General features: G+C 71.0%; 21 protein-coding genes. 9 read left to right on the top strand and 12 right to left on the bottom strand.

Annotated elements, in window-relative coordinates; all coding sequences use genetic code 11:
* Positions 1-298 precede the first annotated feature (298 nt).
* Both ABD811_RS06735 and ABD811_RS06730 read left to right on the top strand, forming a co-directional pair.
* Positions 299-820, top strand: a complete 522-nt coding sequence (locus ABD811_RS06735; protein WP_344942444.1) for an NUDIX domain-containing protein — start codon at positions 299-301, stop codon at positions 818-820.
* 56 nt (positions 821-876) lie between these two features.
* Positions 877-1,119 (top strand): hypothetical protein, encoded by a 243-nt coding sequence (locus tag ABD811_RS06730; RefSeq protein ID WP_344942441.1) that lies wholly within the window; start codon positions 877-879, stop codon positions 1,117-1,119.
* 119 nt (positions 1,120-1,238) lie between these two features.
* On the opposite strand, the gene ABD811_RS06725 is transcribed toward ABD811_RS06730, so the two are convergent.
* The 3 genes from ABD811_RS06725 to ABD811_RS06715 all read right to left on the bottom strand — a co-directional run bounded on the left by ABD811_RS06725 (position 1,239) and on the right by ABD811_RS06715 (position 4,184).
* Positions 1,239-2,630, bottom strand: a complete 1,392-nt coding sequence (locus tag ABD811_RS06725) for an MFS transporter (protein WP_344942438.1) — start codon at positions 2,628-2,630, stop codon at positions 1,239-1,241.
* Positions 2,631-2,817: 187 nt separating this feature from the next.
* The gene (locus tag ABD811_RS06720) at positions 2,818-3,483 is read right to left on the bottom strand and encodes a maleylpyruvate isomerase N-terminal domain-containing protein (protein WP_344942435.1); all 666 of its coding nucleotides are present in this window, start codon (positions 3,481-3,483) and stop codon (positions 2,818-2,820) included.
* 284 nt (positions 3,484-3,767) lie between these two features.
* A complete protein-coding gene (locus ABD811_RS06715; RefSeq protein WP_344942432.1) occupies positions 3,768-4,184 on the bottom strand; it encodes a plectin in 417 nt (138 codons plus the stop codon).
* 179 nt (positions 4,185-4,363) lie between these two features.
* Here ABD811_RS06715 and ABD811_RS06710 point away from each other — a divergent pair, with 179 nt between their 5' ends.
* Positions 4,364-4,960 carry a TetR/AcrR family transcriptional regulator gene (locus ABD811_RS06710; protein WP_344942429.1) on the top strand — a complete coding sequence of 199 codons (597 nt, stop codon included), beginning with the start codon at positions 4,364-4,366 and terminating at the stop codon, positions 4,958-4,960.
* Between the two features lie 46 nt (positions 4,961-5,006).
* Here ABD811_RS06710 and ABD811_RS06705 read toward each other — a convergent pair whose 3' ends face one another.
* From ABD811_RS06705 to ABD811_RS06695, 3 genes are read right to left on the bottom strand one after another with little or no spacing between them, the layout of a single operon-like run.
* On the bottom strand, positions 5,007-5,648 hold the full coding sequence (locus tag ABD811_RS06705; protein ID WP_344942426.1) for a LutC/YkgG family protein: 642 nt from the start codon (positions 5,646-5,648) through the stop codon (positions 5,007-5,009).
* Positions 5,645-7,075: an LUD domain-containing protein gene (locus ABD811_RS06700; protein ID WP_344942423.1), complete on the bottom strand. Its 1,431-nt coding sequence runs from the start codon at positions 7,073-7,075 to the stop codon at positions 5,645-5,647. The genes ABD811_RS06705 and ABD811_RS06700 overlap by 4 nt, the downstream gene beginning before the upstream one ends.
* A gap of 56 nt (positions 7,076-7,131) precedes the next feature.
* Entirely contained in the window at positions 7,132-7,878 is a 747-nt protein-coding gene (locus ABD811_RS06695; RefSeq protein WP_344942420.1) for a (Fe-S)-binding protein, read from the bottom strand.
* Between the two features lie 278 nt (positions 7,879-8,156).
* Between ABD811_RS06695 and ABD811_RS06690 the strand changes: the two genes are divergently transcribed.
* Positions 8,157-8,375 (top strand): DUF5999 family protein, encoded by a 219-nt coding sequence (locus tag ABD811_RS06690; protein ID WP_344942417.1) that lies wholly within the window; start codon positions 8,157-8,159, stop codon positions 8,373-8,375.
* Positions 8,376-8,515: 140 nt separating this feature from the next.
* Here the strand turns inward: ABD811_RS06690 and ABD811_RS06685 are convergent, their stop codons facing one another.
* A complete protein-coding gene (locus tag ABD811_RS06685) occupies positions 8,516-9,139 on the bottom strand; it encodes an alpha/beta hydrolase family protein (RefSeq protein ID WP_344942415.1) in 624 nt (207 codons plus the stop codon).
* A 43-nt stretch (positions 9,140-9,182) separates the two neighbouring features.
* Here ABD811_RS06685 and ABD811_RS06680 point away from each other — a divergent pair, with 43 nt between their 5' ends.
* Positions 9,183-9,608: a PPOX class F420-dependent oxidoreductase gene (locus tag ABD811_RS06680; RefSeq protein ID WP_344942412.1), complete on the top strand. Its 426-nt coding sequence runs from the start codon at positions 9,183-9,185 to the stop codon at positions 9,606-9,608.
* A 1,382-nt stretch (positions 9,609-10,990) separates the two neighbouring features.
* Here ABD811_RS06680 and ABD811_RS06675 read toward each other — a convergent pair.
* Entirely contained in the window at positions 10,991-11,410 is a 420-nt protein-coding gene (locus ABD811_RS06675) for a hypothetical protein (protein WP_344942411.1), read from the bottom strand.
* A gap of 466 nt (positions 11,411-11,876) precedes the next feature.
* Here ABD811_RS06675 and ABD811_RS06670 point away from each other — a divergent pair, with 466 nt between their 5' ends.
* Positions 11,877-12,419, top strand: a complete 543-nt coding sequence (locus tag ABD811_RS06670; protein ID WP_344942408.1) for an SMI1/KNR4 family protein — start codon at positions 11,877-11,879, stop codon at positions 12,417-12,419.
* A 477-nt stretch (positions 12,420-12,896) separates the two neighbouring features.
* Here ABD811_RS06670 and ABD811_RS06665 read toward each other — a convergent pair whose 3' ends face one another.
* Positions 12,897-13,061, bottom strand: a complete 165-nt coding sequence (locus ABD811_RS06665; RefSeq protein WP_344942405.1) for a hypothetical protein — start codon at positions 13,059-13,061, stop codon at positions 12,897-12,899.
* A 603-nt stretch (positions 13,062-13,664) separates the two neighbouring features.
* Positions 13,665-14,642 (bottom strand): hypothetical protein, encoded by a 978-nt coding sequence (locus ABD811_RS06660; RefSeq protein WP_344942402.1) that lies wholly within the window; start codon positions 14,640-14,642, stop codon positions 13,665-13,667.
* Positions 14,643-16,338: 1,696 nt separating this feature from the next.
* On the opposite strand from ABD811_RS06660, the gene ABD811_RS06645 reads away from it, so the two are divergent.
* The 3 genes from ABD811_RS06645 to ABD811_RS06635 all read left to right on the top strand — a co-directional run bounded on the left by ABD811_RS06645 (position 16,339) and on the right by ABD811_RS06635 (position 21,704).
* Positions 16,339-17,634, top strand: coding sequence for a DUF6884 domain-containing protein (locus ABD811_RS06645; protein WP_344942399.1), 1,296 nt, complete (start codon positions 16,339-16,341; stop codon positions 17,632-17,634).
* Between the two features lie 153 nt (positions 17,635-17,787).
* Positions 17,788-19,320, top strand: a complete 1,533-nt coding sequence (locus ABD811_RS06640) for a hypothetical protein (protein ID WP_344942396.1) — start codon at positions 17,788-17,790, stop codon at positions 19,318-19,320.
* Positions 19,317-21,704 carry a phospholipase D-like domain-containing protein gene (locus ABD811_RS06635; RefSeq protein WP_344942393.1) on the top strand — a complete coding sequence of 796 codons (2,388 nt, stop codon included), beginning with the start codon at positions 19,317-19,319 and terminating at the stop codon, positions 21,702-21,704. The genes ABD811_RS06640 and ABD811_RS06635 overlap by 4 nt, the downstream gene beginning before the upstream one ends.
* Before the next feature lie 965 nt (positions 21,705-22,669).
* On the opposite strand, the gene ABD811_RS06630 is transcribed toward ABD811_RS06635, so the two are convergent.
* Positions 22,670-22,915, bottom strand: coding sequence for a hypothetical protein (locus tag ABD811_RS06630; protein ID WP_344942390.1), 246 nt, complete (start codon positions 22,913-22,915; stop codon positions 22,670-22,672).
* Between the two features lie 379 nt (positions 22,916-23,294).
* Positions 23,295-24,626, bottom strand: a complete 1,332-nt coding sequence (locus ABD811_RS06625) for a pentapeptide repeat-containing protein (RefSeq protein ID WP_344942388.1) — start codon at positions 24,624-24,626, stop codon at positions 23,295-23,297.
* Between the last annotated feature and the right edge of the window lie 120 nt (positions 24,627-24,746).

The following is a 24,746-nucleotide window of genomic DNA, read 5'->3' as shown; positions in this document are numbered from 1 at the left end:
GGTTGTGCGGAGCCCGTTTCGCGTCGGGGTCCCGCGTGTGACCCCGCTGTTAAAAGCGGCTCACGCACCGTCGATCACCAGGGTCAGAACGTCGCCGCCCGCGCCGCCGTCCGGGCACTCCCGACGATCTTCGACGCGCACATGTCAAGCGTTGTCAGAGATCTGTCGAGTCCGTTTCGTCGCAAATGCTCCGTCCGCCGCACGGATCGGCGGCGCCACGGCGGGCCCGCGGCACGAACCGTCCCCACCCGCGCGCCCGGCCCGATCACGGCGCGGCCGACACGCCTAACCTCGGTACATGCCCGACCTTGCTTATTACGCCTCACTGCCGCGCACCCGCGGCGCCGCCGCCGCACTGCTGCTCGACGACCTCGGGCGGGTGCTGCTGGTCAAGCCCACCTACAAGGAGGGCTGGTTCCTGCCCGGCGGGGTGATCGAGGCGGGCGAGTCGCCCCTGGCCGCGTGCGTGCGCGAGTGCGAGGAGGAACTCGGCCTGGTCCCGCGGCTGGACGGCCTGGTCTGCGTGGACTGGGGGCCGCCCCGCGACGGCGTGGACGCGGTCAACGTGTTCGTGTTCGCCGGATCGCTGACCGACACCGAGATCGCCGCGATCCGGCTGCCCCCCGAGGAGCTGTCCGACCACGTGCTGGTGGCGCCCGAGAAGGTCCCCGAACTCGCCCCGCCGCACGTCTCCCGCCGCATGGAGCCCAGCCTGCGCGGCCTCGTCGAGCACCGCGCCGTCTACCTGGAGGACGGCCGCGAACCCGGGTACGGCCCCACTCCCCTGGCCCCCGGCCCCCGCCCCGGCCGTCCAGGGTAGACACGCGCCCGGACGGGTAGGCCGCAGGCGACGGACGAAGAACGGGGGGACCGTCGATGGCAGCCTGCGAAGTTTGCGGAAACGACTACGCGTTGAGCTTCGAGGTGCACGCCCAGGGCGCCGTGCACGTCTTCGACTCGTTCGAATGCGCGATCACCAAGATGGCGCCGATCTGCGAGCACTGCCAGTGCCGCATCCTCGGCCACGGCGTCGATGTGGGCGGGCACTGGTACTGCTGCGCGCACTGCGCCCGCACCGCCGACCCGCGCAGCGCCGAACTGGTCGCCGACCACGCCTGACCGGCTCCGCCCCCGCCCGGCGCCGCCACGACCAGCGCCGCCGGGCGTAGGGGTACGCCCGGCGGCCGAAGGCGCGCGGGCCGGTCGCCGTCCCGCGCGACGGCGACCGGCCCGACAGTTCACACGCCCGCCTCGGCCAGGCTCATCCGCGTCTGCCCCACCCGCACCTTCCGCAGGTAGAAGAACCAGGTGAGCAGCACGCACACCCCGTAGAACGCGGCCAGGATCAGCAGCGCGGGCGCGATGCCCTTCGTCTCCTCGATGGAGATCCGGAACGTCTGCTGGATCAGCACGCCCCCGGCGGCGCCGACCGCCGAGATGATGCCGATCGCGGCCGCCGCGGTCCGCCGGGCCCGCGTCAGCGCCCGCTCGGTGGCGGCGCCGTCGCTCTGGTCCACCTCGGCCAGCTCCCGCGCCCGGAATATCGCCGGGATCATCCGGTAGGTGGAGCCGTTGCCGACCCCGGTGGTGACGAACACGAACAGGAACGCCGCCAGGAACATCGGCCAGCTCCCCGCCCGCACCGACACGGCCACCGCCGCGACGCCCAGCCCCATCAGGAAGAAGTTCACCATCGTGACCCGGGCGCCGCCGAACCGGTCCGCCAGCCAGCCGCCGAACGGACGCGCCAGCGACCCGGCGAAGGCCCCCAGCCAGATGAAGTGCGACCCGGTGATGTCGGGGAACGTGTTCTTGATCAGCACCCCGAAGGAGAACGAGTAGCCGATGAACGACCCGAAGGTGCCGATGTACAGCACCGACATCACGACCGTCTGCCCGTCCCGGGCGCCGGCGCCCATCTCCCGCAGCGTGTACGCCGACGTCGCCTTGGTCAGGTTGTTCATGAAGAAGTAGGCGCTCACGGCGGCCAGCAGGATCAACGGCATCCACACCCAGCCCACGGCGACCAGCCCGAACGCGGTGATCAGCGGGGGCATCGCCAGCTGCGTGACGCTGGTGCCCAGGTTGCCGCCGGCGGCGTTCAGCCCGAGCGGCAGGCCCTGCCGCCCGGTCGGGTAGAAGTGGGTGATGTTGGCCATCGAGGAGGCGAAGTTGCCGCCGCCCAGGCCGGTGGTCGCCGCGATCAGCAGCAGCGCCCAGTACGGGATCCCCGGATTCTCGATCGCGTAGACGAAAAGCCCGCACGGGACGAACAGCAGCAGCGCGCTGACGACCGTCCAGTTGCGGCCGCCGAACCGGGCCGGGGCGAAGGTGTAGGGGATCCGCATCGCGGCGCCCACCAGGTTGGGCAGCGTGGTCAGCCACAGCGTCTGGCCCACCGACAGCCGCACGCCGTTGTCGGCCAGGTTCAGCACCGCGATGCTCCACAGCAGCCACACGCAGAAGCCCAGGTGCTCGGTGAAGATCGAGAACACCAGGTTGCGGGCGGCGACCCGCCGCCCCGTCGCGGCCCAGAACCGGTCGTCGTCGGGCTCCCAGTGGTCGATCCAGCGACCACCCCGGGGTGTGGCCCCCGTCCGCGGGGCGGCTTCGTCGGTCAGCGCCGTCATGGCGTCTCCTTCGGGTGTCGTTGGCGGCCGGCGGCGTTGCCGGACGGATCCTGCGGACATCCGCGAAGGTAGGAACGGCGGGTTACGCGGGGCGGCACGTCATGTGCCCGTGGTGCTACATCCTGCGCACACCCGTAACACGGTCGTGTGAAACCGGGCCGCGCCCGGCCGAGGAGAAACGCCCAGGTCAGGAGCCCGATCCAGACCCGGATCCGGACCCGGCCTCCGACCCGGAATCCGGCCAGGACGGGGACCGGCCCGAGGAGCGCAGCACCGCCTCCCAGGCGTCGCCGGACGCCAGCGGCAGGTGCGGCACGCCCCAGTGCCACGCCGACACCAGCAGCTCGGGATCGCGCGGCCGGTAGTCGTCGCCGATCGCGCGCGCCAGGTCCCAGGCGTGCAGGTGCCACTCCACGCACGCCGCGCCCGCGTGGTCGCCGACGGTGTACTTGGTGCCCCGGTAGACCAGGTGGGTGCGGTCCCACATGTCGGGCATCAGGTCGGCGTAGGCACCCGCCGACACGGTGAACGCCATGATCCGGTCGGGGCCCGGCTCGGGCGGCAGCACGGCCAGCTCGGCGGCGTTCTGCCGGGCCTGCTGGCGGATCAGCACCGCGGTCGCGGCGTCCCGGGCGAACAGCTTGGCCAGCCGGCTGTCCGGAGAGTCCTGCAAGTACTCCAGGTAGTTCTCGGCGACGCAGCGCAGATGGCCGGCCAGGTCGATGATCTGCCACTCGGTGCACGGGGTGGGGGCCGCCCAGTCCGCCACCCGCCCGGCCAGCGCGCGGATCGCCTGCACCCCGTCCCGGTAGGACTCCAGAACGCGATGACGGTCAGGCGGCGTGCGCTCCACGTGACTTTCCCCCCGCGGTCAGAGCACCTTCGATGGCCGGCCGACGCGCCGGACCGGCGGCCGCAGCTGCGTGCGGTGCGTGCGAATCCCTCGACCGGGACGCGTCGGCGGCGTCGGCCGCGGCACGGTGCCGCGCGGGCGACGCGGAGCGTCCCGGCGTTCCCCGAGGGGCTACGTTCTCAGAAGTCGGCGGCCGGTGCCACCCGGTGACGCTGTGTCGTCCCCCCCGGGTCGGCCGCCCCCGCCCGGCGCCGGGCGGGTGTCGAACCGGTGCGCGGCCCGTGTCAGGCCGCCACGCCGGGGCCGGTGCGGTAGCCGAGCCGGTGGGCCTCGCGCGCGGTACGCAGCCGGTCGACCTCTTCGGTCCAGGGCCGCACGGCCGGCTTGGCCTTGGCCTCGCGGCGCGCGATCTCGGCGGCGCGGCGGGCCCCGGCGTCGGCGCCGTCGGACGCGTACACGCGGGTGCCCATGGCGACCCGCTCGGCAGCCTCGGCGGCCAGCAGCGCCTCGGTGAGCGCCTTGTCGAACGCGATCGACAGGGCCCGCAGCTCGTCCGCGGGCCGCGCCTCGGTCTCGGCGGCGCGCAGCACCCGCTCGGCCTCGGTGGCGGCCGCCAGCCGGTCGCGGTAGGTCCCGGCCAGCCGCTCGTCGGCGGCGTAGCGCTCGGCGACGTCCTTGCTCACCCGGCGACCCAAGGCCATGGCGGTCCCCTCCTTCGTCCGCGGCCGTGACCGGCCGTGCTCGACTCTACCCTGCCGTGACCGGCCGTTCGTGGCACGTGATCGAGGTGTGATCGGGGGTTAGCGTACGCCCGTCCCCGGCGTGTCGTGACAGCGGACACCCCGCCCACGCCCTTTACGCAGTAAGGTCAATGGTCATTATGGTTCGACAGCCGAGCATCAACGCCCAGAACCGCCCGCCGCTGACCATCGAGCGGATCATCGAGGCGGCGCTGGCGATCGTCGACGGACAGGGCCTCGGGCGCCTCACCATGCGCCGCCTCGGCGACGCCCTGGAGGTGGAGGCCATGGCCATCTACCACCACCTGCCCCGCGGCAAGGAACAGCTGCTGGACGGCCTGGTCGCGCACGTGGCGGTCGCGCCGGCCGCCGCCGCGCCCGGCGCCGCCGAGTGGCGCGACGCGCTGCGCCGCTGGGCCGTCGCCTACCGCGAGCGGCTGCTGGAGCACGCCGGGGTGCTGCCGCTGCTGGTCACGCGGCGCAACCCCGCCGCCCTGGCCTCCACCGCCGCGTCGCTGCGCGAGCTGATCCACCGGGGCGGCGTGCCCGACGACGCCGCGTCCGTCGCCGCCCACACGCTGCTGGCGTTCGTCATCGGGCACGTCGCGCTCGAGGTGCGCGGCACCGGCGACGACGGCGCCACCACCGCGGCGGCCGCCGGACCCGACGGCCCGGTCGACTGGCAGGCCCGCTTCACCACCGCCCTCGACCAGATCATGGCCGCCGTCGCCCCCTGACCCACACGCCGCGTCGGCCCCCGGCCTGTTCGGCCGCCCCTACCGATCAGTCTTCGACGACGAGGACCTCCAGGGTGCGGGGGCCGTGACCACCCTCCACCCGCCGCGCCTCGGGGCCGCCGGCGACGGGCGGGCCGCTGATCCAGGTCAGCGGGCGCTCCGGCCGCAGCCGCGCGACCGCCTCAGGCACGGTGCCGACGATCTGGTCGGCGTGCACCACGCACAGGTGGTAGTCGGGGACGAGCGACAGCAGCCTCCGTCCCTGCGCGCGGCCCCCGTCCAGCACGATCGTGCCGGTCTGCGCGATCGCCACGGCGCAGCCGGTCACCACGCCGTCCAGCGCCTGGAGGGTCTCCAGGTCGGTGAGGCCGGTGTCGGCGACGGCGTGCACGCCGTCCAGCTCGGACAGCCATCCGAACGGCAGGTCGGCCGGGGCCGCGATGCGCTGCGCCTCACGCGCCCACAGCGCCGCCGCGACCGAGGTCGCCAGATCGTCGGCGCCGGCGTGGCGGACGGTCGCGCGGTGGTCGGCGACCCGCTCGGTGAACATCGCGATCACGTCGGCGCGGGTGGCGGCATCGGCCTCGGTGAGCCGGCGCCGGTAGCCGCGCGGCACGTCCACGCTCGTGCCGCGCGCCTCGCCCAGCGCGTCGCGCACGCGCCGCAGGATCCGCTCGCGCGAGCTCACCGCTGTCCCCCACGGCGTGCGCGGGCGCGCCACCAGGCGCGGAAGCTGCGCACCGGCGGGGCGGGCAGGTCGCGGGCCTCGGTCCACTTGCCCAGCAGACCGGGCAGCCGCCGGATGCGGCCGCCGCGCGACAGCAGCCGCGCCCACCGCGCGCCCGACCGCAGCGCCGCCTCGTAGCGGCCCTGCTCGCCCATCGTCCAGGCGGCGCTGCGCATCATCAGCAGCTCGGGCGTGGGCACCGGCCGGCGCCGCCGCGACTCCACCACCGCGCCCCGCAGGTGGACGAGCAGCTCCGGAATGTCGATCTTGACGGGGCACACGTCGGCGCAGGCCCCGCACAGCGTGGACGCGTACGGCAGGGACGCGTGCGCCGCGCCGTCCACGCCCTCGACCAGCGGCGTCAGCACGGCGCCGATCGGCCCGCCGCCGCGCGGGCCGTAGGGTTCGTCGCCGGTGCGCTCGTAGACGGGGCACACGTGCGAGCACGCCGAGCAGCGCACGCAGCGCAGCGCGGCCCGTCCGACCTCGTCGGCCAGCACGGTGGTGCGGCCGTTGTCCAGCAGCACCAGGTGCAGCTCGCGGGGCCCGTCGCCGGGCGTGACGCCCGTCCAGGTGGACACGGCGGGGCTCATCCGGTCCCCAGTGGCCGACCGCGGCAGCAGCTGCAGCAGCACCTCCAGGTCGTCCCAGGTGGGCACGACGGCGTCGATGCCCGCCACGCAGATCAGCGTGTCCGCCGCGGTCACGGCCGTGCGGCCGTTGCCCTCGGACTCCAGCAGCACCAGCGTGCCGGTGTCGGCCACCATGAAGTCGGCGCCGCACACCGCCACCCGCGCCGACAGCAACCGCCGCCGCACATGGGCGCGGGCCGCGGCGGCGAGCGCGGCCGGGTCGTCGGGCAGGCCGGGCGGCGCGTCCGGCAGCGTCCGCGCGAACAGCTCGCGCAGCCGCGCCCGGTCGCGGTGGAACGCCGGGGGCGCGGCACGGGCCGCGGGCCGGGGGTCGTCGCCGAGTCGCGCGACGAGTTCGGCCAGGTCGGTGGGGTGGACGGTCACGCCCGCCTCGGTCAGGGCCTCGTGCAGGCCGATCTCGCGGGCGGCGGGCGCGGCGGCCGTCACCACCTCGCCGTGCCCGGTGGCCCGCACCAGGCCGGTGACGAGGCGGGCGGCCTCGGCGGCGTCCGCGGCCCAGTGCACGGCGCCGCCCGCCTCGGTGACCGACTTCTCCAGCCGTTCCAGGTGCCCGTCCAGGTTGAGCAGGGTCTCGTCGCGGACGGCGCGTCCGGCCTCGCGCAGCTCCTGCCAGTCGCCCAGCTCGCCCGCGGCCGCCTCGCGCCGCTGCCGCAGCGTCGCGGCGGCGGCCCGCAGGTCGCGGCGCAGCCCGGTGTCGGACAGGGCGGTGCGCGCCGCCACGGCGAACTTGGGCATGGGCAGCGACACGGGCCCCGCGGAGGAGGCCCTCCCCCCGGCGGAGGAGCCGCCGTTCACGACCGCCCCGCCGCGGCCGGTGCCCCGGTGGCGGCCAGGATCTCGGCCAGGTGCATGACGCGGACCCCGCCGCGCAGCCGCGACAGTGCTCCGCCGATATGGGCCAGGCAGGCGTTGTCGGCGGCGCACAGCACGTCGGCGCAGGTGCCGCGCACGTGCCGCACCTTGTCGGCCACCATCGCCACCGACACGTCGGCGTTCTTCATCGCGAACGTCCCGCCGAACCCGCAGCACTCCTCGGCCGCGGGCAGCTCGACCAGCTCCAGGCCCCGCACGGCGCGCAGCAGCCGCAGCGGACGGTCGCCCAGCCGCAGCGTGCGCAGGGAGTGGCAGGTCGGGTGGTAGGCGACGCGGTGAGGGAAGTAGGCGCCGACGTCGGTGACGCCCAGCACGTCCACCAGGAACTCCGACAGCTCGTGGACGGCCAGCCCGGCGGCGGCGCGTTCCAGCTCGGCGTCGCCGTCGGCGCGGGCGATGCGCGCGTAGGCGGCGCGCACGGTGGCGGCGCAGGACGCCGACGGGGTCACCACCGCGTCGTGTTCGGCGAACACCGTTGTGAAGCGGCGGGCCAGGTCGGCGGCCTCCCGCTGGTAGCCCGTGGTCCAGTGCATCTGGCCGCAGCAGGTCTGGCCGGGCGGGAAGACCACCTCGTGCCCCAGACGTTCCAGCAGGGCGGTCACGGCCCGGCCGGTGCCGGGGAACAGCGCGTCGTTGAAGCACGCGACGAACAGAGCGACGCGCATCTGCGGCCTCACCTCCCCCTGGCCCACGCCCCCCGGGCCATCGTAGGGGTCGGGGCGCCCCTGGTCCCGGTAAAGTCACGGCTCGCCGGGTGGCCGATGGGGGCCGCGCGGAGACGTCTGGCACTCTTGAGTGAGGCGTGTCACACCCCGGCCCGTCCTCCGGTACCAGTTCACAATCGTCCCTTCGGGCTATGGTCCGGGCGGGTCGAACCGTTCCACACTGGGTGACGTCAAACACATGCAAACCCACACCAGTTGTCGAGACCGGAGGCACGCAGATGTGCCCGCACCAGCCGCCATGTCCCGCCGCCGACGGACCTGACCGCGACGCCGCCCGGACGATGGTCCATCACCCCGAGCAGGGGTGGAGCCTGCTGTGCAACGGCGTCGTCCTGTTCGAGGACACCGGCGAGCTGCTGCCCGACGGGGGTGTCATCGCACCGCACAGACCGACGGACGTCCCGGCGCGCACCGCGCCGGCGCCGTCCGCCGTCTGACCGGTCGCCACGGGGGAACCGCTTCTCCACGGGGGACCAGTACACGGGGTGATCATCCTCGGGGCGGCGCCGCCGCACCGACGTCAGCTCCACCCGGCCGCTTCCGGCCCCGCCCGGGCCGGAGGGGCCGGCCGCTGTGCTCAGCTCGGGCGGCCGCCCGGCACGGGGGCCCGCGCCGTCCAGCGGCGCAGCCACGGCTCCACGGCCGCGCCGACGGCCGCGGGGTTCCTGTCCAGGTCGTGCCGTTCGCCCGGCAGGACGACGACCTCGGTCGCGTCCGCCCGCTCCGGCACGCCGAACGGGTCGCGGTCGCCGTTGACGACCAGCACCTCCACGCCGGCGGCGCGCAGCTCGTCCGCGCGTGACTTGTCCGGCTTGCCGGGCGGGGTCAGCGGGAACGCCAGCGCGACCACGCCGGCCGCGTCCGCCGCCCGCGCGGTGCGGCAGGCCACCCGGGCGCCGTTGCTGCGCCCGCCCTGCACCAGCGGCACGTCCCCGAACCGCTCCCGCAGCACCCCGATCACTTCCAGCCAGGCGGCGTCCTGGCGGACCGGCGAGCCGGGCGCGCGCCGTCCCGCCGCCCGGAACGGCTGCAGCACCCGCGCGACCGCCCCGCCGAGGCCCAGCGCGACCTCCCGGACGGCCAGCAGGTCGGCGGCGTCCACCCCGCCGTTCGAGCCGTGCGTCAGCACCAGCAGGAACGCCGGGTCGCCGGTCTCGTCGAGGGTGACCTCCGCCGGACCCTGCGCCGTGTCGATCCGCATGCGCCCACGGTAGCGGCCCGTCCGCTGGGGAAGGCTGGAGGGCATGGCGAAGATGAGCGACAGCGAGTGGCGAGCGTTCGTCACCCAGGGCACGCGCACCGGCAAGGTGGCGGTGATCCGCGACGACGGCGCGCCCCATGTGACGCCGATCTGGTTCGTCCTGGACGGCGACGACCTGATATTCACCACGGGCTCCGAGACCCTCAAGGCCCGCGCCCTGCGCCGCGACCCGCGCGTGTCGGTCTGCGTGGACGACGACACGCCTCCGTTCTCCTTCGTGGTCATGCGAGGCGAGGCGACCCTGTCGGAGGACCTCCCCGAACTGCGCCGCTGGGCCACCGTGATCGGCGGCCGCTACATGGGCGAGGACCGCGCCGAGGAGTTCGGCGCCCGCAACGGCGTCCCGGGCGAGTCCCTCGTCCGCGTCCACCTCACCAAAGTCATCGCCCAACGCGACATAGCCGCCTGAGCTGACCGACCCCCGTAACAGAGCGCGTGAAGAGCAGGGTCTGCCGGTCAACACGTGGGCGAAGGGGTCGTTCCTGCGGGGAAACACACCACCCATAGCGGGGCGCAGCGAACCACAGGCCCTGCCGGTCAGCCACCGGTGAGCGAATGGGGTCGCCCCTCAGAAAACACGCCACCCGCAACAGGGCGGAGCAGAGCGCAGGCCTGCCGGTTAGCCACGGGAAGGCGAAGGGGGCGCCATTAGCGCACACGCCACCCGCAACAGGACGCAGCGGAGTAGAGCCGGCCAGCCGCGGAACGTGAAGAGGACGCCTCCACAAATCACGCCACCCTCAACAGACCGGGCAGAGGGCAAGGTGCCGGTCAGCCACGCGAACGTCAAGGAGGTGCCCCCAGCCCACACGCCACCCACAACAGGACCCAGCGAAGTAGAGGCCTGCCGGCCAGCCGCGGAAACGTGAAGGGGGCGCCACCAGGAAACACGCCACCCGCAACAGACCAGGCAGAGAGCAAGGTGCCAGTCAGCCACGCGAACGTCAAGGGGGCGCCCCCAGCGCACAGCCACCCGCAGCAGAGCAGGCAGAGTGCAGGGTGCCGGTGAGCCACGGGCGATCAAATCAGAGGGGGCGTGTCATCCGCGCGGGTAACGCAACGCGTGTCAGCAAGCGAGAAGCTGGTTGGGGCCCAGACCGTCCGGGTTTCAACCAGGGCTGCGATTGCCGGGACACAACAAGTTGGACCGCTTATGGACGCCCGTTCCAACTGCTCGTGAGCCACAACCGGCTTTCACAGGAACTGTGTGTCCCCCCCGGCGCCGGAGCGGGACCGGGGCGGGCGACGGTCTGCGGCCGTGCTCAGGGCCGGGTGCGGGCGGCGGCCTGGTGATGAGGGGGTTCTCGCTCTTCGTGCGGGCTGGTCTGCGGCGGCGGAAAGGGAACCAGAGCGCGGCGACCAGGGCGAGGCTCAGCAGGTGCCAGGGTGTTCTCCACCAGGGGCTCACTACCCCGGAGTAGGAGGCCTGGGTCACTGGTCGCGCGGTTGCCGACCAGGCCAGGAAGGCGTCACCGACGGGGAGAGTGCCGAAGGCGTAGCGCTTGGTCTTGGGAAGGCGCACGGGTAGTCCGGCGGTCTCGCCGAGCGCGTACAGCGGCCCGGCAAGACGGTCATCGCCATGGACCCGGGCGGCGCCGAGTGCCACCACGGTCGCGGACGCGCTCACCCCGAGGATGAGCGGGCCGGAGTCGACATCGCCCTGGCCCGATAGGCCCGGCGGGTACTCGGCGATCGCTGGCAGGCCGAGCCGGGTGACGACGAAGAGCCGCCGGAACTGGGCGTATTGCCGGCGTCCCCAGGCAGGATCGACCTCTACGAGGAAACGCTGGATCATCGACTGCGAGGTGCCCCGTGCGCCCTGGAACTGCGGGCGGACCTGGTGAGGGAGCAGGCCGGTGGCCGGGTCGAGCCGCGCACGCGCCGCTTCTGTCCAGCGTGCAGGGTCGCCTGGTAGCGCGGCGGGAACAGCCTGTCGTGCAGCCGTAGAGTGGCGGAAGCGACGACGCTGTCGACCGGCCATGCCTGGCCGGGATAGGCGTCCAGGAACGGTCCGGATCGATCGAACTCGGCGGCGAGCGCGGCTGTGTCGCTGTGGAAGCGGGCCGTCTGCGTGGTGTCCCCGAGCGCGATCGCCTTGCCGCGCAGCCAGGAACCCCAGCCGACGTAGAAGACGCCGTAGGCCGGACGCAGCGCAGGGTCACTCCGGGCGGAGACCGCCCACCGGTTGTCCAGCCTGCGCCACTGTCCCACCCCGTCCCGTAGCGGCCTGCCTGACGGCGCTTGCCGATCAGATCGCCCTCGCCAGAACCCGTTGGCCTGAGGGACGGACGCCCCTTGCCCCCTTCGCGGCCGACGGGCGGCCCTGCACTCCCGCTCCGCCTCTGGGTTCCCGAGTTGCTGCCAAGCGCCCCGATGCGATCGCGAACCGGCGGCCGCGACGACCGGGCGGCCCCGCTACTGTGGAGCGGCCCCGCCGCCACCTACCGCGGACCACTGCGACGGCCGGGGCCGTCAGCCGCCCGGCCAGGGTTGTTGACAACCGTCCAGCCGAGGACCAGTGGCCTGGTGGTGGCGCCGCGCCGGTCGATTGCTCGATCGTTGCCCGCCTTCGGGTCGGCGGGTGGGAACACACGCCCACTGGGCGTCTGACCAGCAAGCCCCAGCGCTGGATTGAAAGGCCGAACGACACCGTGCCGGTCCGCGGAAAGGAGAACTGATGGGTGTTGCAGCCGACGTGGATGCTCTGCTGCGGCTGATGCCGCCGCCGGAGGACGGCGGCAGGGCCGTCGACTGGGACCGGATGGCACAGTCCTGGGGCCGACCGTTCCCGCCTGACTACCGGCGGTTCATGGAGGTGTACGGAGCCGGAGTCGTCCAGGACTTTCTGGTGGTCCTCGCGCCGCAGCCTAAAGCACCGCTGCCCGAGGCGGGCTGGGACGGGATGGTCGAGGAGACGGGAAACGCCGAGGACACCTGGGCGAACGCCTATAAGACCCCCGAACTGGAGGGCACGTCGCCCCGGCTGATCGCCTGGGGAGCCGCCGCCAGCGCCGACATGATGTGCTGGGACGCCTCCGGTGAGGATTCGGCCGCGTGGCCGGTCCTGGTTTTCAACCGCGGGAAGATGCAGTTCAGTCGCTACGAGTGCGGGATGGCGGAGTTCCTCACCCGGTTGCTGCGGGGCGATTTCCCCGAGTGCCCGCTGGGAGACGTCACCCTGTGGAAGCGGGGAGAGGCGGCCTTCAAAAAGCTGGGGTAACCCGCCGCTCGTAAATCAGTGAACTGAAGGCCCGGATCGGTCGAGGCCTGGGCCTCCTGCCTCATCCGGGCGCAGCACCGGCGCCGACTCATTCCCCCACGTCCACATCGCAGTGGGACGGGCAACTCGCCGCCGCAGAAGCAGGGCCGGTTGCCGCATCATGACGGCCAGACCGGCCAGGACACCTGAGACGTCATCAACTGGCGGACCGACGGAGTCATCGCCGAAGGAGACGGCGCGGCCTGGACGGCTATGCCCAGGCCCACGTCCGCCTCGATCTCGAGGGCACCTGGCGCCGCGTCGACCCGCTGCAGAGCTGCCCCGATAGGTCGACCCGTCACCGCCCAACGCCGTTCCCCCTCTCGCCGAAACGCTGCGGGACTGGAGAGGACGGTCGAACAAACCCGATGACGCGGGGAGCCCGCTACCGCCGCTAAGCCTGCTTGTCAGCCCACACGAGCGTCCACCTGCGGACGGTCAGCCGCCGCTCATCGGTGACAAGATCGCCGGACGATCGGGGATCATCAAGTCGCCGGGCCGGTCGCCCCCTGTCAGTCCGACTGCCAGGCCGTGTCGCCCGACGCGATAGCCACCGAGTGCCGCATCCAGCACCTCATACGTGCCGATCTCCGACAACACCACCGACCTGACCTGCAGAAAACCCAGCGACATGGCGCCGCGGACGGCCCGTCGAAGGTCCGGCCGTCCCCGGCACGTCGAACTGGGCGCCCCACCGCCGGCAACCGCAGCCTGCGCCACCATGCTCCGGGAGTTCTCCGAGGTCGCCAGCGGCCCCGCATTGTCGAAGCAGCGTCCGCAGCACCTGTTCGCCCGACCAGCCCCGCGGCCGACACAACGAAGACCGATTGCCCAAAAGACCGCGGTTCAGCAGTCCGATGGCGACTCCCGGTGGCAAGCACAACGCCAGCATGAAGTACACCGTCAAGCGGGACGGCAACAACCTACGCCGCCGCTCCACGGGGCCGACCTTTGCGTGTCCCATCGACCACCAAGCCGGGGCCGCAGCCCAACGCCGGTTCCGCCGCTCGCCCCCGAACACGATCAAGCACTGGGGAAACCGCTACCTCGTGGTGCGCCGACCTGTCGTGATCGTGAGCAGCAGCCATGATCCATCCCTCCCCAACTCCCCCGCGGCTCCGCGGAGGCAACCGCACTGCGCGCCCCGCCCCCGAGGCTCGCTTTGAGCAGTGCGGCACTGGGGCGTTCCAAGTTGCACCCGCCGCATCAGGTCCGGACGACAGCCGTGTAAAGACCCTCGTCGGTGGCGGCCAGGAGGGTGCCGTCCGTGGTGAAGGCCAAGTCGTTGACCATGCCGGGAAAAGCGATGCGGTGACAGGAGGCGGGGTGGGCAGCGTCCCAGGCCAGCAGCAGACATGGATCGTTGGGCACGTCTGCGGCCACGAGCAGGCGGCCCGCCACGGTGGCGGCGGCCACCTGTTCGGGCAGATCGGGTGTCTGCAGCGCGGTGACGCGCCTGCCGTCGAGCCGGCACACCAGCACGCCGGGGTACTCCGGCCGAATCAGCAAGGCGCCGTCCGGTCCGTCAACCGCCGCGGCCCGCCGGCAGCCCGGGGACGGGAAGCTGGTGATCTCCTCGCCCCGTTCGATGTCCCAGACTGCGAGGTAGTAGGCGTCCACGACGTCCACGGTGCCGTCGTCCCACTCATCGATCTGTTCGGTGTCGCACGTCAGGCCGATCAGCGGGCCGGTCAGGTGCAGGATCCAGCGGTCGAGCCCGGCCCAATGGCCGAGCCACACACGGAAGACGGCACGCTGGTCCCCAGTGAAGGCGTCCCAGACGACGACCTCGGCGTCAACGGGCCCGAAGACGGCGACGACGGCCGCTGTGCCACAGTGCACGGCCAGCCCGACCGACACCGGCGGCTTGGGGCGCTTGGGATCGATGGTGATCTCAGTTCCGGTACCCAGGTGACGGACGCGCAGGCATTGGCGGTCTGCCCAGGCCACCAGCGGCGCGTCACCACCTGGGCCGGGCAGGACATCGAACGCCCAGCTCGACCGGTCGGCGGGGAAGGACAGGATCGGCGGGCCGACGGGCGATCCAGACGGCACATGCCATGTTCGTCCCGTGATCGGGAACGGCGCGCGCTGGGACGTGAACGCCAATGGCTCCTCACGGGTGGTGGCAACGCCGTCGAACACCCCGGGCGCCAGGAGGTTTGCGGTCACGGTTTCTGACACGTGACGCAGGCTAGGGCACATCCGCGCGGTACCGCAGGTTCAATTTCCGTCACTACGGGTCCGCAGGGCATCCTGCAGGCGGGAGGAGCATGAAGTCGTCCTCGCCCGAGTCCCGCGAGCCAAGACGTCCACTCGCGGGCATCGCGTTCGATCAACGGCAGGAATTTCTCCCCCAGGTCAGCACCGCGGAACGCACGGGCCACAAGCGCGCGCCGCACCGCGTACTCGCGCCCGCTGAGCTGCACGATGGTGCGCCCGTGCACCGGGGAGGGAGTGAACGCAATGCGGGCGGGCTGAGTTGACGGCCCGCCGCTCAACCACGGCGCCCCCAAGCTCCTTGAGGTTGACGGCACCGCCAGGCCCCTCACAGTGCGGATGGACGACTCGTGGTCACCAACGGCTGCTTCACCCGTGAAGCCCGTCGCCGAGCGATGCACGTCCGCATGCCCCTGGTCAACCGGAGCCGCATGGCGTCAAGGGACCTCCTGCGGAGTGTCAGTCCGTCAAAGATGTTTGAGCTGGTCAGTCGGCAACGGGACCAGTGTTGTCGGCTGTTGTGCCGTCTTGAACAGGCCACGTCCTTTACAATGTAGATCAGTAACAATGTGGGCGACCTCGACGCAGCGCCGCAGGTGATGAAGCCGCCCGGCCCACACCGCGGTCATCGGCAGCGAACGAGGAACCCGGCCAGGCGTCGGCGGCCGGTCAGCACGAAAGCGTTCTCGCTGTGCACAGAGTCAGCGAAGCCGCCGCTGCGCACGGATCAAGGCGTGAGGAGGGAGTAGGCGAAGGTGACTGTTCAGCGGCGGCGCTGGCTTCTGCGCTGACGTTTGGAGCCAGGCTGGCGATGCCTGGCCGAAGTAGTGCAACCGGTCCTTGGTTCCCCGGCCGGTCGATCGGTGAGAGTGTGCCGCCCAGGATGAGGTGGGCCTTACGCGCCGCGATCCGCATGGCTTGGCGTAGGCCGGGCGCCGGGCCGGCCAGCAGGGCGGTCGGCCGGTAATGCTCGCCACCGTGAGCCGATCGCCCGTCAGTGCGTGGTGTGCGACCGTTCAGATGGATCGACCCCATGCACGAATCACCTCGAACAGTCGCGCGACACCAAAAGCTCGAGAATCTCGCTGGCGATGTCCTCGGCGGGCACGTCTTCGAGGCCGGCGGGGGCGTGAAGATCAGGCGGCGAGGCTTGGGTGGGGAGGCTGGCTCTCAGCAGGCGCGAACAGTAGTCGGTTTCGGTGGGTGGCGGATCGCAGCCTGCGGTGATCTCAGCGAGTTCGTTGCGGATGATGTCGGGGACCTGTGGCCACGCCGGGCGTGCCGCTTCCTTGGCGAAGTCCTCAAGACCGCGCTACGAGTGGTATTCGGCGAAGTCGAAAGACGTCGTAGTCGTGGCCGGTCAACCCATTGGACGAGGCTATCGCCGCCTATGCGGTTCGCCGCGGTACAACAGGTCGCCTATGCGCTCGATTTCACGCGCGAGCTCCGCCGGCCGTGTGGGATCGACAGGTGGAGGCAGCAGTTCCGACGCAGATCCACGCGCGCATCCTCCCACGAGCAACGTCGTCCGCCGCGACGGTGCTTGGACGTGGCAGTCCAAGTTTCCGAGTTTGTGGTTGTTCGGGCCGGCGTGCTCCTGGGTACGCGTGGTTTCAAGTAGCCGCTACCCCCTGGCGAGGTCATGAAGTACGACCGTCCCGTGCGAGAGCTTCTGGTCGAGTGTGTGAGCAGTCTTCCCGAGCCGTTCACCAGACAACAGGTCATTGACTGGTTCCGCCAGAACTACCCCGACATCGCCGAGCGGACCATCGTCACCCAGGTAGGAAGACTGACCGAGCCGCCGGACAAGGCCCAGCACGCCCGGGGGCTCGCCGCGCAAGCCCCTTTGCTGGTCCGGGTGGACCGTGGCCGCTACAAGCGCATTTCGTCACTGTCCAGTACGGCTCGGCCGCCTGCCGCCGAAACAGCGGTGATGGGGCTGGTCCTCGTGGGGTGTGTGAAGACCAAGGCAGACCGGGCGATGGCGGCCAAGGACCTGTATCGCAGCCCACTGTTTCAGCGGCGCAGAACCTACGCCGAGCGGACGGCCCTGCCATGGTTCATCCTCAGCAGCCGCTGGGGGCTTGTCGCGCCGGACGAAGTGATCGCCCCCTATGACATGTATCTGGGGGATCAGCCTGTTTCGTATCGGCGGGCCTGGGCGTCCTTCGTCACCCAGCAGCTTCTGCTGCATGGGCCGGTGGCCGGACGGCGGATCGAAATCCATGCCGGTGACGCGTACATCGCGCCGCTGCGTCCTCTCCTGGAGGATCTGGGCGCGGTGGTGATCGATCCGGTCGATGCCCGTTCCAGGGGCGAGATCATCGCTTGGTACAACCGGTTCCCGTCCGGTACCGGCCCGTCTGAGACTGCCGCCGAGTGCGGTGAGATCGACCGGGTGGTGGACGAACTCGCCGGCGCGTTGTCGGACAGGACGGCGGCCCTCACGATCCCCGAACTGCGGCGCTCCGAGCGGACGCGGCTGTCCTCACCAGGTGTGTACGGCTGGTGGGTCGATGCCGACGGCGCGCATGATCTCTCCGTCGGCATCGGTGAACGTCTGGATGCGGGGCTCATCTATGTCGGCCAGGCGGGAGCCACACGCCGGCCGAGCGGCAAACGGTCCGCCGGCACCCTGTGGTCCCGCATCGTCACCATGCATCTGTCCGAGAATGCCGAACTGTCCACCTTTCGCCGCACACTTGCCGCCGCCCTCAGGGGACCGCTCCGGCTTCGGCACGAGGACGATTCGCGGCTATCGGATTGGATGACCCGCCATCTGTCCGTGGCCGCCGTCCCCTGCGACGACGCAGACGATCTCCGCACCATCAAGGAGGCCCTGCTTCGACGGCTGGACCCGCCCCTCAACCTGAACGGCGTCCCGTCCACGCCGCTGCGCGCCCGGCTTCGGGCTCTGCGCGCCGAGAGGACGGACGGAAACCGGCGCGGATCCTAGTGAAGATCTTCAGCCGCAGCGCCATTCGTCCCATAATGGAAGTTTCCCGCATTGTTCCTAGCCTCACAGCAAGCATTGTTGGGGGGTGATTCCTGGACGTAACCGGCCGGTCTCGCATGGGTTTCTCAAGGGTCGATGCAGGAGGGACAGCCGATGACGACGTTGGTCGAAGGACCTGACTGGTCGGTGCGGGGACTCGAGCAACGGTCGGGCCGCTACCCGCTACAGGTGGAGGCGCCCATCCTGCGGGTGGTCGAATTGCTGGTGCCCGGTATCTCCACAGTCACCCGATATATACGCTATTACGCCTTGTATTCGGCGTTGGCCGCCCACGCTGCCAGGCAAGGTCTGGACGGCGCCGCGTGTCAGCGGCTGCTGCGCCGTTGCGAGGTCGTTCTCGCGGGGGTCTCGCTCGTACACGACCACCCCGAGCGGTGGCCGGGCATGGCCCACGGGATCGATCGGGTCAGGTTGTCGCTCGGAGACCAACTGGAACTCCAGCCGGTTGCCGGGGTTGCGGACAAGGAGCGCTCTTACTCCCCGCGGCCCTGGGGTTTCTGGGCTCAGTACGGCGGGCCGAGCACGACCCTCGGCACCATCTCCATCGATGACGGTGCACTGCGCCCGGGCAGGCACGCCTGTCCCGTGGAGGTCCGTGAGCTCTTCACACCGCTGGTGCGAGCCGCCGACAGCGACCTGCTGCCCACAGCACGGCTTGGTGAGCTGGCGTCCCTGGCCATGCAGGCGGCTGACCTGCCCGAGGTGCCATGGCTGCGCGGGTTGTTCACCGCGAAGCGCGAAGGGCGGCACGATCCACAGACGTGGGAGCCCGATGACCGGCGCCGCCGCGCCACGTTCCGGATGTTCGGGCGGGCCACGCTGCTGCACGGCTCCCAGGCCGGCGGGAACTGGGAGGAATGTGTTCGCTCGGCGGTGGCCTTCGGTGATCAGGTCGAGAACGACCCGGTGTTGAGCGCGCTCCCCCATGTCCTCGGCTGGCGCGGATTGCTGCTCAGGAACTACTCGGTGAGCGCGTGGCGGCGCCTGTGGGCCGGGCTGGTCAGGTCGATCGGTTCCGCGGAAGGTGAGGCCGACCGCAGCCATGACGAGCTGCGCGCCTGGCTGGTCGACGAGATGCCCGACGCGTCGTTGCGGGTCGTCCTCAACGAGCTGCCGGACACGATGGCCGGCGGGCACCCGGCGCCGGCGGAACGGCAGGTGCTGGAAACAGCCGGTGACCGGCGCGACCCCTTGGTGAACGTGAAGCTGCTCCTGCTCGGAGGCCTGCGTGAGAGGGACCTGACAGGCGAGGCGCGCGCCACGTTCCTGGGGACGTCGAACGACATCCTCAACCCCCTGTGGGTGTCCCGGCTGATCGTTGACCACATCGACCGCCCCATGCACGACCTGGCGGAGCGGCTGGTGGACGACATGCTCACGCAGTCCCGCCGGGTCGCGTTGGCCAAGATGCGCCCCGACGGCTCCGGCCGGATGCGGGTGTTCTCCCGGATTCACGAACGCGGTGGCCGCTACTACAAGACCGGTGACGAGGGTGACGGCGACATCGGGACGCGGCTTCACCAGGTCGCCGATTTCGCCCGTCAGCTCGGTCTCGTCGCACTGGCCGACGACGGGACCGCGACGGTGACGCCGCTTGGCCTGGAGCTGCTGGAGGTGGGGGAATGACGTGGGAGTTCGCCTCGCCGCTCACCCTCCTCGGCGAGTGGCGGGACCGTACCGACGCGGCCAACCTGCATGAGCTGCTGTTGCTCGGCTTCACGGTGGACCTGCCCTTCCTGGAAAAGGTGGCCATCCCGACCGCCCGTGCCCTGGGGGCGCGGGTCACGGTCGTCGGCGACGCCTCGCAAGGTCTGTACGACCCGGTCGACGTGCGAATGGCCGGACGCGCCTACTTCCATGGGCTGGCGGCCTGCCGTGGGGCATTCCATCCCAAGCTGGCACTGCTGATCGGCGAGCACGATCTGGTGGCCGCGATCGGTTCCGGCAACCCGACCATGGCGGGCTGGGGGTACAACGACGAGTTGTGGACCGTGCTGCGCGGTCAGCGCACCGGTGCCCCCGAAGGCATCCGCCAGGTCGGCGATTGGCTGGGGAGGCTGTACGGGCCGGTCCGGTCGCCCGACTACGTGGGAGAGCTCCTGCGGGAGACGGCCGCGCGGCTGGAGGAGTTCCGGACCTCTCCCCATCCGGCTCAGGTGCTGCACAATCTCGACAGCGGACTGCTCGATCAGCTGCCCTCCGGTCCGGTCGACGAACTGCACCTGTACGCGCCGTTCGTGGACCAGAACGGGACGGCGCTGAGCCGGATCGTCGAACACTTCGCCCCGTCCCGGATCGTCATCGGCCTGCAGGAACGCTGGAGCAGCTACGACGGTGACGCGATCCTGCGTTCGGTCGAGGGGCTGGAGACGGAGGTGCGGCTGCTGCCCGAGCGCCGGCCACGTCACGGCAAGCTGCTGGAATGGCGGAAGGGCGAAACATGGACCGCCCTGACCGGCAGCGCCAACCTGACCGAAAGCGCCCTGCTCAGACCTGTCAGTGCCGGGGGCAACTGCGAATTGGGAGTCCTGACGCCGATCCCGTCCCCGCTCATGCCGGAGGGGGACGCCACCTCCCCCGCCCGGCTGCGGGGACGACGCACCGTCCAGCCGACAACGGGCCGGACGACGCTGCTCGTCCTCGGGGCGCTGCTCACAGGCAAAGGGCTGCTGCAGGTCACTCTGGCGCGGCCCTACGACATCGATGTCGCCGTCGAGGCCTCCCCTGACGGATCACCAGGCTCCTGGACGCGCATCGGCACCATCCCCGCTGGGCAGACCACTGGTGATTTCGCGGCCGCGGAGTTCGCCGGCGCAGTCGTACGGGTCATCGCCCCGCGGGCGCAGGAGCGCGTCGAGTCGCCTCCGGTTTTCGTCGTCCACCCCACCCGCTGTGCACGTCGCCAGGCCGACGAGAACCGTCCCCGGCTTCGCCACGCCTACACCGAGGAGGAGATCTTCACCGACGAGGAGCTGGCCCGTCGCTTCCGTGCCGACCTGCTGCGGCTCTCCGAGCAACTCGCCGAGCAGCGGACCGCGAGTCTCAGCCACGGCCGGACCGACGTCACGGCATCCGTCGTCCACGACCGCTGGGCTGCGTATCTGGAGGAGTGCGAACGGGCGTTCGGCCGTCCCTTCACCGTCAAACTCTTCGGCAAGGCCGGCATGCCCGATCCCTCGCCGCGTTCGCGCTGGGGCCTGTCCGCCGACGCCGCAGTGGAAGACGTCGAGGAGGCGGACGGCTCGGACGAGGAAGCCGAGGACGCCGTGGTCCGGGAGATGTCGTCGTCCGAACGCTCCGAATGGCGTAAGTGGATCAGACGGGCCGTCTCCCGGACCATTCCCGACCGGCGGGAACCGGCGCCAGTGGCGGTGCGCATCCTGATCGCCCGGCTTTTCGTCCAGCTGCTGGCCCACGGCGTCTGGGATGTTGACGACGACTCCTGGCGAGCGGACCTGGCCCGCCTCACCCGCGGGCTGCCGCCTGGGCCTCACGACGACCTGCCCGAAGAGGCCATGGGACATGTAGCGGCATTGGCCGCCGTGTGCATGGGGCTGTTGCGCAGCGGCGCCTCGCTGACGGGCGGCGCCCCCGCCGACATACTCGCCGCACAGACCTGGCAGGCCGTCAAGGACCTGATCGTCCAGGCGGACATGGAGCTGGCCGAGGACCTGCTTCTGCCCGCGCGGCTTCCCCGCGCCTACGTGCTGGGCCGCTCGGAGTGGTGGAGGTTGCTGGAACTGGCCACCGATGACGACCCGATCGCCCCCGTCGTCGCCGATCTCGCCGGGGATGGGCTGACCATCGAGCACGATGACGGGCTGTACCGAGTAACCGGCAAGTTCAACAATCCCATTCCCGTGGCCGCCCGCATCGCCACCCTCCTCGGGCCGCATCTGGACGTCGCGCTGGTGCACGCCGTGGCGAACGGCCATTGGGCGTTCATCGCCTGGCAGCGTCCCGTTCTCGTCCTGGCGTGCGCCCAGGGGCTACGCCTGGAGGGTCTATGAAATCCGCCAGCCGGCCACCCCTGAATCGCGTCTCGCCGGCAGCGAAGGGCTTCCCCGAACCGGTCTCGTGGGCAAGCCGGTGCGGCTGGGGCAGGTTCCGCCTCCCAAGGCGCTGCAGGTCCTTTCCACGGCCGGCGTCGACCATGTCTCGCTCCTGCGGAGGCTGATCAAATAGAGCGTCTCACGGCCGTTTCCCATCGGAGGCGACGCGTCCACGCCCTCGCTGCACTCTGGGACCACCTGAGCGCTTGAGGGGCCGCCCCGTCCCCGCGGGCGCGGACCGGTTGGTGTTCGCCACGCGGAGCGGGACTCCGGTGAGCGCGGGCAACGTCCGGCGGGAGTTCCGGCGCGTGATCGCTCGCTCTGGGCTGGTGGCCCGACTGGATGCCGCGGGGTAAGCGCCGCAGCTTCGTGTCGTTGCTGTCGGACAACGGGATGGCCCTAGAGGACGTCTCCCGACTTGTGGGGCACAAAGGGGACGGTCGTCACGGAGACGGTCTATCGGCACCAGATCAGGCCGGTCATTGAGGACGGAGCAAGCGCCATGAACTGCATCTTTCCCGGCCGACGATCAATGGCCGTCGTCAGGCAGTCAGGCAGGCATCCACGCACTGACATCGCACAGACGCGCCGAGAGCCCGCTTTCGGAAGATCGGAAGTGGGCTCTCACCTTCATGCGGGGTGGGCGATACTGGGTTCGAACCAGTGACCTCTTCGGCGTGAAGCAATTCAGAGGAGTCGATCTAGGTTGATTCGAGTCGAACGGGGAGCCTTTCGCCTACTCCAACGCCCTGGCCAGCACGCGGCGAGTCTTGGCAAACCTGTATACGGTGGCTCCCGGTCCTGGCTCCCGTGGCTCGGAAAAAGCGCCCCCATGGGGATCGAGATCAACAACGACTCCGCGGTCCTCCAGATTAGCGGAGTCGAGATCGTTAAAGCCGCACGCTTCGATGCGGTCGGACACATCACCACCGCGCACCCTTGCCTACAACAAGACGATCACCGCCCTGACGCTCGCCGAACGCCTGACCTCCGGTCACGACGGACGAGGCTCTGCCGCAGATCAAACGGCTGACCCGTATCCTGGCGGCCGACACCGACGTCTGGCACGACACCATGTGGATCTCTGACTCCACCGCAACTAGCCGCAGCTGGATCGCCTTCGCACGGCGGGCCGCGACCTCTGCCCGCCGCGCCTTGGAGACGCCCATCCCGCCTTTCCCGTCCTTCCCTCGCCGCTCCCCTGCCCTGCTCGTGTGGGGCCCGTGATGTTGGCACGTCTTGTGGGTTGGCATGTCGCCGTGATGGCGTGGTCTTGGTGATCAATTAAACGCCAGGCGGGGCGTGGGTGAACTGCGCTGTTGGTGGTGTCGCACCGGGGTTGTCGTGGGGAGGGTCGGCGCTGGTTATGGCGTGGATGGTGCGATGTGGCGGTGGTTGGCGGTTCTGTGCCCCGGATTTGAGGTCGATTGGCTCTGGTCACGGGGCCCTGGGGCGGCAGGGTTCGCGCATTGGCGGTCGGGGAGGTGCCGGGACGCCCGGGGGACGGGTAGCGTCGGAACTGGTGCTTGGCGGGGGCTGTACACCTGTTCAGAAGCGGGTTTGCTCGTCCACGATCGCTATTGCACGCACGTCTTGTTCTGACAGCCCCCTGCTCTCTCGAAGGCACGCCCGCCGCAGATCCGCGCCATGCAGGTTCGCGCCCGACAGGTTGGCGCCCCGCAGGGCCGCGCCCGACAGGTTCGCGCCGGACAGGTCCGCACCCGACAGGTTCGCGAGTAGCAGGTCCGCGAGTGACAGATCCGCGAGTGCCAGGTCAGCGCTTGACAGGTCAGCGCCGAGCAGGAACGCGCCCTTGAGAATCGCGCCCCGCATGAGCGCGCGCTGCAGGAGCGCGTCCGACAGGTTCGCGCCGGAAAGGTCCGCGCCCGACAGGTCCTCGTCGTGCAGGTCCGCCAGTTCCACGTCCGCCAGCTCGGCGTCCGACAGCTCCGCGTCCGACAGGTCCGCGCGTCTCAAGAAGGCTCTCTGCAGGTTCGAGCCCGCCAAGCTCGCGTGCGACAGGTTCCCGCCTCCGAGGTCCGCGGCCCGCAGGTTGGCATGCAGCAGGGTCGCGCGCTCCAGGTTCGCCTCGCGCAGGACCGCGTGCTTCAGATCCGCGTGCGCCAGATTGGCGCCCTGTAGGTTCGCGCCGTGCAGTTTTGCGTCTGACAAGACCGCGTCATGCAGGTTCGCGCGTCGCAGGTCCACGCGCTCCAAGTTCGCGTTCCGCAGGTCTGCGACCTCCAGGTTCACCGTGCTGAGGTCCAGCGTGGCTAGGCGGGCGTGGGCCAGGTGGAGGCCGCTGAGGTCGAGGGTGCGGCGTTCTGGACGGTGCGGTCGGGTGCCGAGCGTGGTGAGGGTGGCCTGGACATCGGCGGCGGGCCGAGACGGTAGGTGGGGGCGCGCGGCCAGGGTAGGGCCGGTGTCGTGGCGGGCGGCGGGGGCCCGGCGGCGCAGGAAGGCTTCTAGGACTTCAACCACGTCGTTGTGGTGGGGGCGGGAGTCGTTGGCGACGTGGGCCAGGGCATAGATGCCGCCGAGGCGGGCGTCCATGTCGTCGGAGCTGAGGCGTTCGAGGGCTTTGGTGAAGCGGTCGGTGACTTGTCCGTGGTGGTTGAGCTGGTAAGAGCGGGCGGTGTAGAGCAGGGAGACCACCACCACGGCGGCGCCGCCGACCGAGATCACCAGGAGCCGGGCATTGTGACGGTCCTTGGGGTCGTGCTGGTGCATCCAGTCGGGCATCCGCCACATCGCCACCGCGTACACCGCTGCCAGTGCGGCCAGGCCCAACCACCTGAGCACCGTTCCGGCCGCGCGTGCTGTCGGCCGCGCTGCGGCGTACTGTCCTCGGCGCCGGAGCCGGGTGATCTTGTCTCTCACGGCAGACCAGTCAACGGCCCTGCTGGGGTCCTCGCCACCTGTTGGCCGGATTGGGCTATTGGCGCTAGGGCCTGTTCTTAGTTCAGATCATGGGAGGGCTGGCAGGCTGCGGAGCCAGAT

Source organism: Actinomadura miaoliensis (genome assembly GCF_039536785.1).
GTDB classification, from domain to species: Bacteria; Actinomycetota; Actinomycetes; order Streptosporangiales; family Streptosporangiaceae; genus Spirillospora; species Spirillospora miaoliensis.
This window is presented reverse-complemented; position numbering and strand designations above follow the sequence as displayed.